Source organism: Domibacillus aminovorans (assembly GCF_001643235.1).
Lineage (GTDB): Bacteria > Bacillota > Bacilli > Bacillales > Domibacillaceae > Domibacillus > Domibacillus aminovorans.
This window is the reverse complement of sequence record NZ_LQWY01000067.1, coordinates 139,702-153,434: the sequence shown is the minus strand read 5'-3', so window position 1 is coordinate 153,434 and position 13,733 is coordinate 139,702. Positions and strand designations below refer to the sequence as shown.

Here is a 13,733-nt window from a genome sequence, read left to right as displayed (position 1 = left end):
ATACTGTTAAATATATAAAAAAATCACCTAATTCAAAAGAAAAGGTGATTATGTTTACAACTTTAATTTTTTAACGATTTTTTCCATAAGCTCATCTTCTGTCAGTGCCGCAACCGGACGATTGTTTACAAACGCAAACGTCTTTTTACGGCCCGGACCGCAGTATGACTGACATTTTACATCAATCGCCGCCTCTGGATCGAGTTTTTCGAGCTTTGGAATCAATGTTTTAAGGTCGACTGCCTGGCAGTCATCGCAAACACGAAATTCATTCGCCATTTAAAACATTCCTTTCTCTTGCATTCAACCGGTATTTTACATGGAAAAAAGCGTGTTTGCAAGCTTTCAATCTTCTTCATGTAAACCGTATAAAATGTGCCTTCTCTGGCTATCCTTATTTTTAAAGACTATTTCAAAGACTATTTCTTAAAGGAGAGATGATTCAAATGAAAATTCGTCAAGATGCCTGGTCCGAAGAAAATGATTTGCTGCTTGCTGAAACCGTTCTCCGACACGTGCGCGAAGGCAGCACGCAGTTAAATGCATTTGAAGAAGTCGGCGACGAGCTGAACCGCACGTCTGCTGCCTGCGGATTTCGCTGGAATGCTGTCGTCCGCCAACAATACGAGAAAGCACTCAGCCTTGCAAAAAAACAGCGCAAACAAAGAAGCCGGACACTAGAGAAAAAAGTGCTTTATGTGCCGCCAACAGAAGGAATCAACATGACAGATGTTATCGCTTATTTACAAGGCATGGAATCCATTGATCTGCTAAAAGCAGAAAACGAGAGACTACGTTCCGAAAATGAACAACTGCAAAATAAGTTGAATCAAATCGAACAGTCTTCAGAAATCATGCAGGAAGACTATGAAACATTAATGAAGATTATGAATCGCGCCCGCAAATTCGTGGCACTCGATGATGAAACACCTGCCGTCACATTCAAAATGGAACGAAACGGCAACTTAGAAAAAATAGCAGAGTAACTGATCACTTATCCAAAAGCTTTTTCATTGCGCTCAATCATGCGGGTTAAATATCCGTTAAACATGTCCGCTTCAAAAGCAGTCATTGCGCCGCTTTCAAGTGGACCTCCGATTTCTTTCAGCGACTGTAAAAAGCGAATAATCACATCTTGAACCGTTAACTGTGGACTCCCGATCAATTCAGCGAGCGACGCCATCACTTCCGGCTGAATATCGGGATATGTCCACTTTGTTTCGGCATCCCGCTTCGCCGCTTCATAAAATTCACGAATTTGTTCAGCTCGATCGGCTCCACTTCCATTCACGCATACATAAATTTGTACAGCGATACCTTTTCTCAGACGGCGCTGTGAAATACCAGCAAATTTTTTTCCCCCAATGCTAAGGTCATAGCTACCCGGACAATACGATCCTACGATTTCATACGCATCAATTTTCACATCTGGGAACATGTGACGAATGAGCGCGTACATTGCCTCGTAACCTCGGTCAATATCGATTCCTTTTTCCGTATCGGGCATAATGAGCGACAAATTGAGCACCCCTTCATCAAGCATCACAGCAAGACCACCCGAGTTGCGGACGATGACGTGAAATCCAGCATCTTTTAATACTTGAAGACCGTCTTTAAGATAAGGTAGTTTTGTATCTTGAATGCCTAACACGACCGTGTCATGATGGACCCAAGCACGGACCGTCGATGGGCTCTTCTCTGTACCAACTGCCGTGCAAAGCGCGTCATCAGTCGCAAATGAATAGATAGGGTTGAATCCTGGTCCGTAAGCAGATTGATCTATGAAGCGCCAGATAGGACGGCGCAGCAGATCTTTTAATTGATCCATAGTAGTATGTTCTCCTTCACAAAATATTCTCTTTTTACTGTAGCCTTATGATAGGAGCGGTTCAAGTGTTTTATGGTATAGTGGTGGTGAAACTAATTACATAGGAGTGATGATGATGAGTGAAGCAGCAAAAACGCTTGAAGGCTGGTATTGCCTGCATGATTTCCGGTCGATTGATTGGACAACGTGGAAGATGATGCCGAGTGATGCACGTGAAGACGCGATCAGCGAGTTCCGTCAATTTCTTACTAAATTAGATGCGACCCAGGAGTCAAAAGCAGGAAGCCATTCGTTTTACAGTGTTGTCGGTCAAAAAGCCGATTTCATGCTCATGATTTTACGTCCGACAATGGAAGAATTAAATGTGATTGAAAATGAATTTAACAAGTTGAAAATTGCTGAATTTACGATCCCTGCTTATTCATATGTATCGGTTGTAGAACTTAGCAACTATCTTTCTTCTGATGAAGATCCGTATGCAAATCCACAAATCCGTGCACGCCTGTATCCAGAACTTCCAAAAACGCAGTATGTCTGCTTCTATCCAATGGACAAGCGCCGTCAAGGGGAAGACAATTGGTACATGCTGCCGATGAAAGAGCGAGGAAGCTTAATGCGCAGCCACGGCATGATTGGCCGTCAATACGCCGGTCTCGTGAAACAAGTTATTACCGGTTCCGTCGGATTCGACGACTACGAATGGGGCGTCACTCTTTATGCAGATGACGTGCTTCAGTTTAAAAAATTAATTTACGAAATGAGATTCGATGAAGTAAGTGCACGCTATGCTGAATTCGGCTCATTCTTCGTCGGCAACTTGCTAACAGATGAGAACTTTGCTCAAATGATGCACGTGAATTAAATAAAGTAATAAAGAACCGCGTCCTAATCAAGGCGCGGTTCTTTGTCATTTCAATTTCCGAAGTGAATGAGGTGATTCTGCCGTCAACATGATGATGAATGCACACCTTTTTTCATTTTTGCATACATTGCAATGGGAGGTGTTGTTGTGGCAGCTGTTGCTCACACAGAAGAAGATGTGAGGCTGCTTGCCCGCCTCATGCGGGCTGAAGCGGAAGGCGAAGGACCACTCGGAATGCTAATGGTCGGAAATGTCGGGGTGAACCGGACACGATCGGACTGTCTTGATTTCGCCCAGCTGCGTTCTATTCGCGATATGGTTTTTCAGTCACCTGGCGGCTTTGAAGCGACGCAGAAAAGTTACTTTTATCAAAGAGCGCGGCAAAGAGACATTGATCTTGCCCGCAAAGCTATTAACGGCGGACGTTATCATCCGGCGTCTAACGCACTCTGGTTTTTTGAGCCAGAAGGAGACTGCCCTGCTCAATGGTATGGTCAGAATAATTCCGGACGATTCAAGTCACATTGTTTTTTCAGCCCACTTCGATCTGTTTGTCCAAGAGTTTTTTAAATAAGGGGGAAGAATGAAGATGAATCCATACGGCTATATGCCAATGCCTGCTCAAGGAGTACCCGGTCAACCTGCTACCCCGCCTCGACCTGTCGTGGAAGAATCCTATATTGAAAACATTTTCCGATTAAACCGAGGGAAAATGGTGACGGTATATACGACATTTGAAAACAATAAGGAATGGAACGCTAAAGTGTTTCGGGGACGAATCGAAGCAGCAGGCCGCGATCACTTAATTTTAAGCGAACCTTCTGGAAAACGTTACTTAATTCCGCTTCTTTATCTTGACTATGCGACATTCGATGGTGAAATTGCGTACGAATATCCATATCGCTAAAAAAATGAGGGTCCCTTACTCAGGGCTCCCCTCACCTTTTTTCCTTACATATTTTTGACTGCAGCAACGATGATGAGCACCCACGCGATCAAAAAAGCAACTCCGCCAAGTGGTGTAATGGCGCCCAGTTTGCTAATCGCTGTGACAGCAAGGACAAATAGACTCCCCGAGAATAAAATAATTCCTGCGAGCATCAACCAGCCAGACCAGTTTAATGCGGAGCTGTCTGGAAACTGCCCCATTAAAAAGCCGACAATGATCAAACCAATCGCGTGGAACATTTGATACTGTACCGCTGTTTGCCATATTTCCAAATACTTCGGTTCAACTTTTCCCTCGAGACCATGTGCACCGAATGCACCGAGTGCGACGGCTAAAAAGGCATTGATTGCGCCTAACATAATAAATAATTTCATTTTTCTGCTCCTTTAAAAATCAAAAATAGACTCTCCGTTAGAACCGTCCTCTGTTGTGAGCCGCTCTGTTTGCTGAATCGTTGCCGGCGATTGCGTATGCATGACAGCCGGCGGCGTAACAATAGGACGCGGTTCGTATGCACTTACTTCCGCTCCAAGCATTAACTCACACATTGATTTAATCGCATACACATGCCTCTTGACGTCATCCGGCGATGCCATCTTCGCAGCGGCCATTTCCTGCTCCATTTTCGCAAGTACTTTTTCATGCGATATATTCATTTTTTCTCACCTGCTTTCACGGCAAACTTATAACATGGATGGCCCGATGAACGGCGGACGACAATCGACGGGAGTTGTTTCGTTTTAAATCCATATGCACGGCAGCCACGCGGTGCTGCAGGATCCCACGTCACATAAAAATACTGGCACTTTAAACAATTCGGTTCCGTAGACAACGTTTTCTCTCCTTTATTTTAACAAAAATCGACATGTTTCACGTGAAACCTTTACGACAATTCGTTCAAACACCAGTTGATCGGTGCCTCGCCCATTTCTGCGAGACAGTCATTCGCCTTTGAAAATGGACGGCTTCCGAAAAAGCCACGAGATGCAGACAATGGACTCGGATGCGGTGATTGAATTACTCGATGCTTGTTTTCGTCAATTAACGACCGCTTACTTTGAGCTGGACGACCCCAGAGCAAAAAAACAGCGGGTTTTTCGCGCTCACTAATGAGTGTAATAACTCGGTCTGTGAAGATCTCCCATCCTTTTCCGCGATGCGAATGAGCCTGTCCATCCCGTACAGTCAGCACAGTATTTAACAGCAGCACACCTTCATCCGCCCACTGCTTCAAATAACCATGATTTGGTACAGGACAACCGAGATCTGCGTTCAATTCTTTATACATATTTTTAAGTGATGGCGGCGGTGCAATACCTGGCTGTACGGAAAAACTAAGTCCATGCGCCTGTCCCGGCCCGTGATAAGGATCCTGTCCAAGAATGACGACTTTCACCTGTTCATATGGCGTAAAATGGAGGGAATTGAAAATATCATCCATACTTGGATAAATGATGTTGCTTTTATATTCTTCTTTTAAAAAGGACCTGAGCTGCTTATAATACGGCGCGTCAAATTCGGATTCAAGCAGCGGACCCCAATCGTTTTTTAAGATCTGTTTTGTCATTTAAATCACCTCTTTGTTCATTATAATCGAGCCGGCCTTTGTTTGAAAATAATGTGAGCGGCTGACCACTCCCACGGCTGAAGCCATGGGGTTCTTTTTCGCAAACATCCCACTTACACAATCCCAAAGGAAGAGGCAGAGGCGAGACTTGGGCGAACAACTCTTGAGAGAATAACAGTCCTTCAAGAGGGCAAGGTCTGTGCCAACTACGCCATTCGACTGGCGATACGTTTTTCTTTTTTCGGTTGATCATTCGGATGTTTCGTTTTTTGTCTTTGTTCTTCTGACAAAAACCGTTTATACCAAACAGGCTGCTTGTAGATAACCGATAAAAGCAGCTTCACGGCCATGTGGTGTTTTTTACGGGCGATATTTTGTGCCCCATTGACATCACGATGGATTTCTGTTTTGTGAACAGAACAACCAAATCTTCGTCCATTAGCGTGGTGTCTTCCCCCGCAAAACGGACAGTCTTGTGACGTATAGCTTTCTTCTGTTTCTTCCACGGCAATGCCTTTTAATTGCGCTTTATACGTGAGTTTTTGCTTGATTCTTCCTTGATTCCACAAAGAAAGTTGTTGTCTTCTGATCTTATTCTTCTTTTGTTTCTTTTTCTTCGTGTTTTTCTCGATGCCAGACACGTTCCCGATCACAAAATTCGTGACGTTTTCTTCTTCTAAAAACACAACAATTTCTTTGGTTGTCTTATGTTCCAATTGCTCGAGCTGATGTTTACTTTTTTGACGGATACGAATTCTCGCTTGCCGATATTTCTTCCATTGGTTCGATCCTTTTTGACAACGAGACATTTTCTTGCTCAAATCCGCTAATGCTTTTGCACGAAATTGAGAAATACTGCGCATCGCCCGTCCCGATACTAATAAGGCTTTCTCCTCCGTTGCCACCGTGACAGCATGGATTTCACCTAAATCGCCACCTGCCACTTTACATTCATACGCAGAAAGATCTTTTTCAGGAACAGAAACCGCATAACAAAACCAATAGGCCCCGTTTCTCCACACGATTTCCGCATAATTGCACGTTTCAAGGTTTTCTTCGGCTCGATTGGGAATGACGACTGCCTTGTTTTTCTTCGGAACCTTTTCCGTCCATGCTTTCTTTTTCTTTTTGGTTAACAAGTCTGAAAGGGCGTATCCATACTCCACTTTTTTAATTATGATAGTTTCTTTGGAAACGTCCATAGAGGCTTTTTTTAAAGGAATACAATAATAGTGCTTTCTCCGCCACGGATATTTTGCTTTTTTGTCCGTTTTTCGCAGCTGCCGGATTGTTTCACGGTTCGCCGCGTACTTATCTACAATGGCTTGAACCGTTTGAGAATGAAGGTGATACGTTTGTTTTCGAATCGCTTGAATCTCTGTTTTACTCAGCCACTTTTTACAAGCAAAATAATAGGAAGTGGCTTCTCGAACAATGTCATTCCATACGGAGGCGGCTTCCCGCTGCATGATCCTTAATTCGTCGTATATTTTTTTATCATAAGGAATTCGAAATGAATGCGTGACAAACATATTTGCGTCCTCCTTCCTCGCTTTATACGTCCACCATAACCAAATATACGTTCTTATCGCAAGTGATAAGCGTTGAAATAATAAAAAAGTCGAACGATTGACGTGCCAAAAGACACGCCTCGTTCGACCTCACTCTCATCCCATGTCTAAAGACGATGGGCTTTCCCGTTCAGAAAATCTGTAAAAAATGATAAACGACCATACAGAAACAGCAAGTGCTGTCACTCAATTTATGCAAGATGGATTTATGAAGGTTGATATTTATGTATTTGCACATGATAAAGACGAATCTGAGCGTTTGGCAGACGCAATGACCGCCACAATAACAGCGTCCTTTGAAAAAGGGCGTTTTTCCTTGTGCATTTGCCGATAGTTTTTTACACTAAAGGAAGTGTATTTAGAAGGAGGAATTTTCAACATGAAAAAAACATTAACGATTGCAGGATCAGATACGAGCGGCGGCGCCGGCATTCAGGCCGATTTAAAAACATTTCAAGAACACGGTACATACGGGATGACAGCACTGACGACGATTGTGACGATGGATCCTGAAAACGGCTGGAGCCACGGTGTGTTCCCGCTTGCGATTGATGCGCTTGAAGCACAGTTGAAAACAGCGATGTCAACAGGCATTGATGCGCTGAAAACCGGTATGCTTGCTACACCAGAGATCATCCAAACGGCTGCAGCGTCGATTAAAGCGAACAGCGTGGAAAAAGTCGTTATTGACCCGGTGATGGTTTGTAAAGGTGAAGATGAAGTATTGAATCCAGAAGCCGCAGAAGCAACACGCGATTTATTGCTGCCGCTTGCAACAGTTGTTACACCGAACTTATTTGAAGCGTCGCAGCTTTCTGGCGTTGGCCCGATCCGTACGATTGATGATATGAGAGAAGCAGCGAAAAAAATTCATGAGCTTGGCGCGAAAAATGTTGTTGTGAAAGGCGGTAAACAGCTGGAGCATGACAAAGCGGTTGATCTTTTCTATGATGGCAATGAATTTATTTTGCTAGAGGACGAAAAACATAACACGACGTACAATCACGGCGCCGGTTGCACATTCGCAGCAGCGATCACCGCAAACCTTGCGAACGGCCAGGACGTAAAAACAGCGGTCAACCATGCGAAAGAGTTCGTTAACGCCGCGATCAAACATGGCTGGAAGCTGAACGAATACGTAGGTCCGGTTATGCACGGAGCGTACAATCAAAAATAAGTTTTGAGACCGCCTGGCTGCGCCCGGCGGTTTTTTTCCAAAAGAGTAATCGGAGTTTCTGCTTACTTATTTCATTTCCAACCACTCGTCACATTTTTTGATCACTCCCCCTCTTTCTGACCGCTCGCACCAATTTCCAGTAAATTTTTACTCAAATAAAAAACAACCCTTAGGCCGTTTTTCATTTTCCAAAATACGTAATCTTCTGCTCTATAGGTGTGCGTGGCTTTGCTTTTGGCAATTCGTCATAGTATCCGAATTGAAGCATAGCAAGAATTCGCTCGCCCGGTTGCACGCCGAGTGCTGTTCTGAATTTCGGTGCATCAATCCATACTGGCGTTTTCCAGCATGTGCCGATTCCTTTCTCCCATGCGAGCAATTGTGCATTTTGAATAAGTGCACTTGTTGCAGAAAAGTCTTCCAGCCTTTCTTTTTGGCGGGCATCTTCCGGCACTACCACAAAAACAAATGCACCAGGCAGCTTAAATCCAGCAATCTTTTTATCAAGTTCTTCAGGAGAGAGCGCTGTCCAATTCGGAATTGTGCATTCTTTCATCGTCGTGCGGATCGCATCAAGTCCACTTTCTGCTGCGACGATAAGGCGCCACGGTTCGCGATTCCCATGGTTCGGCGCCCATGCGGCGTCCGCTAAAACAGCCGTTACATCAGACTGTTCTACCCGACGGCCATTGAATTTTTTAATCGAGCGGCGTTCTTCAATGATTGTTTTTATCGATTGATTCATAACAGACACCCCTATTCAAATTATTTCCTTTCTCATCATACTCAAAAAGCTAGATTTTCGCCAATTGGATAAAGTTTTAGTACAATGAACTAAGAACTGATTTTGACTGGAGGGTTTAACGGCATGGAACCAATTTTACCGGAAAAAGTGCAGGAGCTCGTGGACCGATTTGCCGGTGAAGAAATTTATCTTCATCTAGAAACGACGAACGGTGCATATGCATCACACTTTGACGAAAAGTTTTTCTCTGCAGGCGCTTACATCCGCAATGCAAAACTTACATATGAACATGGCAAAATTGTCGGTGGTGGGCCGTATCGGGTTGGACTAAAGCTCGAAATTGGCTGGGTATACGCAGAAGGATTGACTCATTATGGATTTGATGAAGACGGGCACTTGCTCATGGCAGGCCATGATTTTGACGGAAAACTGGCGGTTGCCTTGCAAATGGGTACAACGCCATTTAAGTAAAAGGAAAGGGTTGAGAACATGAAAACGATGGAAGTTGAACAGGAACGGCACGTACTTGTTATTTTCCCACATCCCGATGATGAAGCATTCGGCGTATCCGGCACGATCGCCATTCATACAAAACGCGAAACACCCGTTACATACGCGTGCCTCACACTCGGCGAAATGGGAAGAAATCTCGGAAATCCGCCTTTTGCGACGCGTGAGTCGCTTCCGGATATTCGCAAAGCAGAACTAAAAAAAGCCGCAGAAGCGATTAAGATTCAAGATTTGCGTATGATGGGCTTGCGCGATAAAACGCTTGAATTTGAAGATGATCAAAAAATGATGGATATGATGACTGACTTAATTAATGAGCTTGATCCATCACTCGTAATTACATTTTACCCAGGCTACTCGGTTCATCCGGATCATGAAGCAACCGCACGTGCTGTCGTTCGTGCCGTACGGGCAATTGATGAGGAAAAACGGCCAAAGCTTCACTGCGTAGCTTTCGCTAACAATACGGCTGAAGAAATCGGTGCAGCCGACATCCGTTATGATATCCGCCACGTATATGATCAAAAAATGGAGGCAATGAAAGCTCACATTTCGCAGACGATCTGGATGTTAAAAGAGCTTGAAGCCGGTGTAGCGCAAGAAGGAAGCGAACTGCACGATCGATTTAATTATGAGCACTTCTGGACGTACACATTTGATGAAAATGACAAAGTAACCGAAATTAAATAAAAAACGCAGGGCTTCAATGCCTGCGTTTTTTGCTTTACTCCGTTTTTGTTCCGTTCCCGCCAGAATAGATCTACTTAAATCAACAAATTAAACAGCAACGGATCGTTGTTGATTTCCATGTAAGGGAAGCCGTTTTCTTTCATACGTTTCACGAGTGGAGCATAGTCTTCTTTACACTTCAACTCAATGCCAACAAGCACTGGTCCTTCATCACGATTTGTCCGCTTCGTGTATTCAAAGCGGGCAATGTCATCCTGCTCACCGAGTACTTCAGCCATAAACTTACGAAGTGCACCGGCGCGCTGCGGGAACGTGACGATGAAATAATGCTTGAGCCCTTCATAAATAAGTGAGCGCTCTTTAATTTCTTGCATTCGTTCAATGTCATTATTGCCTCCGCTAATGATGCAGACGACATTTTTCCCTTTAATTTCATCTTTGTAAGAGTCGAGTGCCGCAACAGTTAATGCACCGGCTGGTTCAGCAACGATCGCACTTTCGTTGTACAGCTGCAAAATTGCTGTACACACTTTTCCTTCAGGAATGACGGCAATACCGTCGAGCACGTCCATGCAAATGTCCATCGTCAAATCGCCGACTTGCTTCACAGCTGCACCGTCAACGAATGGATCAATCGTATCAAGGCGTGTGACTTCACCTTTATTTAACGATACTTTCATCCCCGCTGCACCTGCTGGCTCGACGCCGATCAATTTCGTATTCGGGCTGATGCCTTTTAAATACGAACCAACACCTGCAGCTAACCCGCCGCCGCCAATTGCACAGAACATGTAGTCAATTGGCACCTGTGCATCGTTCATGATTTCAACGGCGACTGTGCCCTGTCCGGCAATCGTCCGATAATCGTCAAAGGGATGAACAAATACTTTCTCTTCTGCTGTACAATATTCCACCGCAGCTGTGTAAGAGTCATCAAATGTATCCCCCGTTAGTACGATCGATACATTTTCACCGCCAAATCGTTTCACCTGCGACACTTTTTGACGCGGTGTTGTCGACGGCATATAGATTTTCCCCTCAATGCCGAGCGCATGGCATGAATACGCGACACCTTGCGCATGGTTGCCAGCACTCGCGCACACGACACCTTTTCCCCGCTCTTCTTCCGTCAAACTACGGATAAAGTTGTAGGCTCCGCGCAGTTTAAAGGAGCGGACAATTTGCAAGTCTTCTCGTTTTAAATATACATTACAGCCATAACGCGCTGATAAAATTTCATTTTTTTGAAGCGGCGTTTTAATGGCAACGTCTTTCAATACTTGATTCGCTACAACGATTTCTTCGATTGTTACTTTCGACAAGGCTATTTCTCCTTTTTTAGTACGAATTTTAAGAATAATTGTATCATTTGGCCATGCTTCGTTCCAGTGCATCTTCAATCGCCTGCGCGACACCATTTTCATTATTACCAGCTGTTTCAAATCGGCATGCTCGTTTAATATTTTCATGCGCATTGCCCATCGCATACGAATACTTAACTCTCTCAAGCATCGATAAATCATTGTAATTGTCGCCGACTGCAAGTGCATCATTCATTGACAACCCTTTAGATGATAAAAAAGCTTCGAGTGCTAGCCCTTTTTGCGCCAGCTCATTCGTCACTTCCAAGTTTTCATTTCCAGATGAACTAACAGCAATACTCGCAATGCCTTCAAGACGATCTGATGCTTTTTGCAATAAATCATCATCTGTTGAAAAAACGAAAAACTTGTAAATGTGATGATCGATGTCATGAATGATCGATTCATATTCGTCTACTGGTAAAATGAGTTTCCTGTTTACACGCTGCTGCGCCGTTTCACGAATTTCTTCGACTGATATTTCTGGATGGGCCGATGAGACGATATCAATGAGCAATTCAACCGCTTTATCCGGATTATCCGTATACGCACCTTGGTTTGTGAACACTTCAAAATACACGCCGACATCTTTCAAACGTCGATAAATATCCGATGCCGTATCATCTTCGATTGCGGTGAATTGAACGACCTCGCCAGCTGCGTTACGCGTTTCCGCACCATTTACAGCAATAATCGGGCACTCAATGCCGGAACCTTCGAGTGCAAAGCGCGCTTCTGCATATGAACGCCCTGTTGCAACAATAACTTCCACGCCAAGTTTCTGTGCCTTTTTAATTGCGTCACAATTTGCTTCGCTCACTTCCATTTTCCCGTTCAATAACGTGCCGTCCATGTCCGTTGCGATGCTTGTAATCATTCTTTTCACCTTCTCGTTTATATTTAATCCCTTCTTATTTTAACATGAAAATACGTCAGAATACGTATAAAAGCTCCGATCTGTCAGCAATCACTATTGAAAACGTTAACAAAAATCTGTGTTTTATGAATATGACCGATTTTGTAGATTTTCGGGAATAGATGAATTAAACTGTGTAAAGCATGAATATTTATACAAAGGAAGGGTTTTATATATGCATGAAAAAACATCCCCGTGGCTTTTTATTATTCCGTCACTGATCGGGATTTTGTTGTTTATAACGCCGGTACCTGTGAAAGATGGATTGACGATTCCAATCGCGATTATGTCCAATGCGCTTCAAGATTGGATTGGAGCGTTCATTCCAGCGATTATGACCACTTTAATCATTTTCGCTGCTCTTGCGACGATTGCCGTGAAAATAATGCGTCCTGCTTTCGTGCGTCATTCTGCTTTTCTGGCCAATTTGTTTGATATTTCACCTGTTTGGACAGTCGTTCGCATTGTCGGTGCCATTTTTGCGGTTATGACGCATTTCCAGCTTGGTCCCGAAGCTGTCTGGTCTGACGCAACGGGCGGCACACTGCTTATCAGCCTTTTACCTGTCTTATTTTCAGTCTTTTTATTTGCAGGACTTCTTCTGCCGCTTCTTTTAAATTTCGGTTTGCTTGAGTTTGTCGGCTACTCGCTTACAAGAGTAATGCGCCCTTTCTTTAAACTGCCTGGACGGTCATCGATTGACGCACTAGCTTCATGGCTCGGCGACGGGACAATTGGTGTACTGCTCACAAGCAAGCAGTATGAAGAAGGCTTTTACACGAAAAAAGAAGCGGCGATTATCGGTACGATGTTCTCCGTTGTTTCGATTACATTTTGTCTTGTCGTCATCGACCAGGTCGGACTTGCGGACTATTTCATTCCATTTTACCTAACGGTTGTTTCAGCCGGAATCGCCTGTGCACTCATTATGCCTCGCATTCCGCCACTTTCAAGAAAACCCGATACGTTCATTAATGAAAAACCGCGTCAGGCTGACGATGAAGCAATTCCCAAAGGGTATACGGCTATTTCATACGGATACGAGCAAGGGGTGAAGCGCGCCGGCCAAAACAAGATATCAGAAACTGTGCAGGACGGCTGTAAAAATGTGCTTGATATGTGGCTCGGTGTTGCACCAATCGTTATGGCGCTCGGAACAACAGCGCTTATTATTGCTGAAACAACACCTTTATTCCAGTGGCTTGGCATGCCTTTCATCCCTCTTCTTGAATTATTGCAAATTCCGTTTGCACAGGAAGCATCCGAAACGATTATGATCGGATTTGCTGATATGTTCCTTCCGTCGATTATTGGCTCTGGGATCGAAAGTGAATTGACGAGATTCGTTATCGCAGCCTTGTCCGTTTCACAGCTCATTTATATGTCTGAAGTGGGTGGACTGCTGCTTGGAACGAAAATTCCCGTTTCATTTAAAGACTTACTGATTATTTTTCTCATCCGTACGCTCATTTCATTACCCATTATCGCAGGTGTTGCACATATTTATTTTTAAAAAGCTGGAACTCTTCGGCTTTTTTTTTCGTATAGACGGGTAAA

At 44.0% G+C, this 13,733-nt stretch carries 19 protein-coding genes; 9 read left to right on the top strand and 10 right to left on the bottom strand.

What is annotated here, in order from left to right:
- Positions 1–54: 54 nt before the first annotated feature.
- A complete protein-coding gene (locus tag AWH49_RS16595; protein WP_018394895.1) occupies positions 55–279 on the bottom strand; it encodes a YuzB family protein in 225 nt (74 codons plus the stop codon).
- 167 nt (positions 280–446) lie between these two features.
- Here AWH49_RS16595 and AWH49_RS16590 point away from each other — a divergent pair, with 167 nt between their 5' ends.
- Positions 447–986, top strand: coding sequence for an RsfA family transcriptional regulator (locus tag AWH49_RS16590; protein ID WP_034287558.1), 540 nt, complete (start codon positions 447–449; stop codon positions 984–986).
- 8 nt (positions 987–994) lie between these two features.
- On the opposite strand, the gene lipL is transcribed toward AWH49_RS16590, so the two are convergent.
- Positions 995–1,828: an octanoyl-[GcvH]:protein N-octanoyltransferase gene (gene lipL / locus AWH49_RS16585; protein ID WP_063966615.1), complete on the bottom strand. Its 834-nt coding sequence runs from the start codon at positions 1,826–1,828 to the stop codon at positions 995–997.
- A 115-nt stretch (positions 1,829–1,943) separates the two neighbouring features.
- Between lipL and hemQ the strand changes: the two genes are divergently transcribed.
- From hemQ to gerQ, 3 genes are all read left to right on the top strand, one after another.
- On the top strand, positions 1,944–2,690 hold the full coding sequence (gene hemQ, locus AWH49_RS16580) for a hydrogen peroxide-dependent heme synthase (protein ID WP_063966614.1): 747 nt from the start codon (positions 1,944–1,946) through the stop codon (positions 2,688–2,690).
- A gap of 147 nt (positions 2,691–2,837) precedes the next feature.
- Entirely contained in the window at positions 2,838–3,260 is a 423-nt protein-coding gene (locus AWH49_RS16575) for a cell wall hydrolase (protein WP_063966613.1), read from the top strand.
- 13 nt (positions 3,261–3,273) lie between these two features.
- Positions 3,274–3,597: a spore coat protein GerQ gene (gerQ, locus tag AWH49_RS16570; protein ID WP_155894731.1), complete on the top strand. Its 324-nt coding sequence runs from the start codon at positions 3,274–3,276 to the stop codon at positions 3,595–3,597.
- Between the two features lie 44 nt (positions 3,598–3,641).
- Here the strand turns inward: gerQ and AWH49_RS16565 are convergent, their stop codons facing one another.
- From AWH49_RS16565 to AWH49_RS16545, 5 genes are all read right to left on the bottom strand, one after another.
- Complete coding sequence (locus AWH49_RS16565; protein ID WP_063966612.1) at positions 3,642–4,013, bottom strand: DUF423 domain-containing protein; 372 nt, start codon at positions 4,011–4,013, stop codon at positions 3,642–3,644.
- A 12-nt stretch (positions 4,014–4,025) separates the two neighbouring features.
- Positions 4,026–4,295, bottom strand: a complete 270-nt coding sequence (locus AWH49_RS16560; protein WP_034287568.1) for a YwdI family protein — start codon at positions 4,293–4,295, stop codon at positions 4,026–4,028.
- The gene (locus AWH49_RS16555) at positions 4,292–4,471 is read right to left on the bottom strand and encodes a hypothetical protein (protein ID WP_034287570.1); all 180 of its coding nucleotides are present in this window, start codon (positions 4,469–4,471) and stop codon (positions 4,292–4,294) included. Before AWH49_RS16555 ends, AWH49_RS16560 begins: the two co-directional genes overlap by 4 nt.
- 51 nt (positions 4,472–4,522) lie before the next feature.
- A complete protein-coding gene (locus tag AWH49_RS16550; RefSeq protein WP_018394904.1) occupies positions 4,523–5,206 on the bottom strand; it encodes a uracil-DNA glycosylase in 684 nt (227 codons plus the stop codon).
- Between the two features lie 206 nt (positions 5,207–5,412).
- Positions 5,413–6,738 carry an RNA-guided endonuclease InsQ/TnpB family protein gene (locus AWH49_RS16545; RefSeq protein WP_063966611.1) on the bottom strand — a complete coding sequence of 442 codons (1,326 nt, stop codon included), beginning with the start codon at positions 6,736–6,738 and terminating at the stop codon, positions 5,413–5,415.
- A gap of 187 nt (positions 6,739–6,925) precedes the next feature.
- On the opposite strand from AWH49_RS16545, the gene AWH49_RS20870 reads away from it, so the two are divergent.
- Positions 6,926–7,111 (top strand): general stress protein, encoded by a 186-nt coding sequence (locus AWH49_RS20870; RefSeq protein ID WP_280512841.1) that lies wholly within the window; start codon positions 6,926–6,928, stop codon positions 7,109–7,111.
- A gap of 45 nt (positions 7,112–7,156) precedes the next feature.
- On the top strand, positions 7,157–7,954 hold the full coding sequence (gene pdxK / locus AWH49_RS16535) for a pyridoxine/pyridoxal/pyridoxamine kinase (RefSeq protein ID WP_034287575.1): 798 nt from the start codon (positions 7,157–7,159) through the stop codon (positions 7,952–7,954).
- 181 nt (positions 7,955–8,135) lie between these two features.
- Here the strand turns inward: pdxK and AWH49_RS16530 are convergent, their stop codons facing one another.
- The gene (locus AWH49_RS16530) at positions 8,136–8,699 is read right to left on the bottom strand and encodes a nitroreductase family protein (RefSeq protein WP_063966610.1); all 564 of its coding nucleotides are present in this window, start codon (positions 8,697–8,699) and stop codon (positions 8,136–8,138) included.
- A gap of 123 nt (positions 8,700–8,822) precedes the next feature.
- Between AWH49_RS16530 and AWH49_RS16525 the strand changes: the two genes are divergently transcribed.
- Positions 8,823–9,170, top strand: coding sequence for a YojF family protein (locus AWH49_RS16525; protein WP_063966609.1), 348 nt, complete (start codon positions 8,823–8,825; stop codon positions 9,168–9,170).
- A gap of 27 nt (positions 9,171–9,197) precedes the next feature.
- Entirely contained in the window at positions 9,198–9,899 is a 702-nt protein-coding gene (gene bshB2, locus AWH49_RS16520; protein WP_063966801.1) for a bacillithiol biosynthesis deacetylase BshB2, read from the top strand.
- 74 nt (positions 9,900–9,973) lie between these two features.
- On the opposite strand, the gene ilvA is transcribed toward bshB2, so the two are convergent.
- Both ilvA and AWH49_RS16510 read right to left on the bottom strand, forming a co-directional pair.
- On the bottom strand, positions 9,974–11,221 hold the full coding sequence (gene ilvA / locus AWH49_RS16515) for a threonine ammonia-lyase IlvA (RefSeq protein WP_094777195.1): 1,248 nt from the start codon (positions 11,219–11,221) through the stop codon (positions 9,974–9,976).
- 43 nt (positions 11,222–11,264) lie between these two features.
- Positions 11,265–12,137 carry an HAD family hydrolase gene (locus AWH49_RS16510; RefSeq protein WP_063966608.1) on the bottom strand — a complete coding sequence of 291 codons (873 nt, stop codon included), beginning with the start codon at positions 12,135–12,137 and terminating at the stop codon, positions 11,265–11,267.
- Positions 12,138–12,351: 214 nt separating this feature from the next.
- On the opposite strand from AWH49_RS16510, the gene AWH49_RS16505 reads away from it, so the two are divergent.
- Positions 12,352–13,689, top strand: a complete 1,338-nt coding sequence (locus AWH49_RS16505) for a YjiH family protein (RefSeq protein ID WP_063966607.1) — start codon at positions 12,352–12,354, stop codon at positions 13,687–13,689.
- Positions 13,690–13,733: the final 44 nt, after the last annotated feature.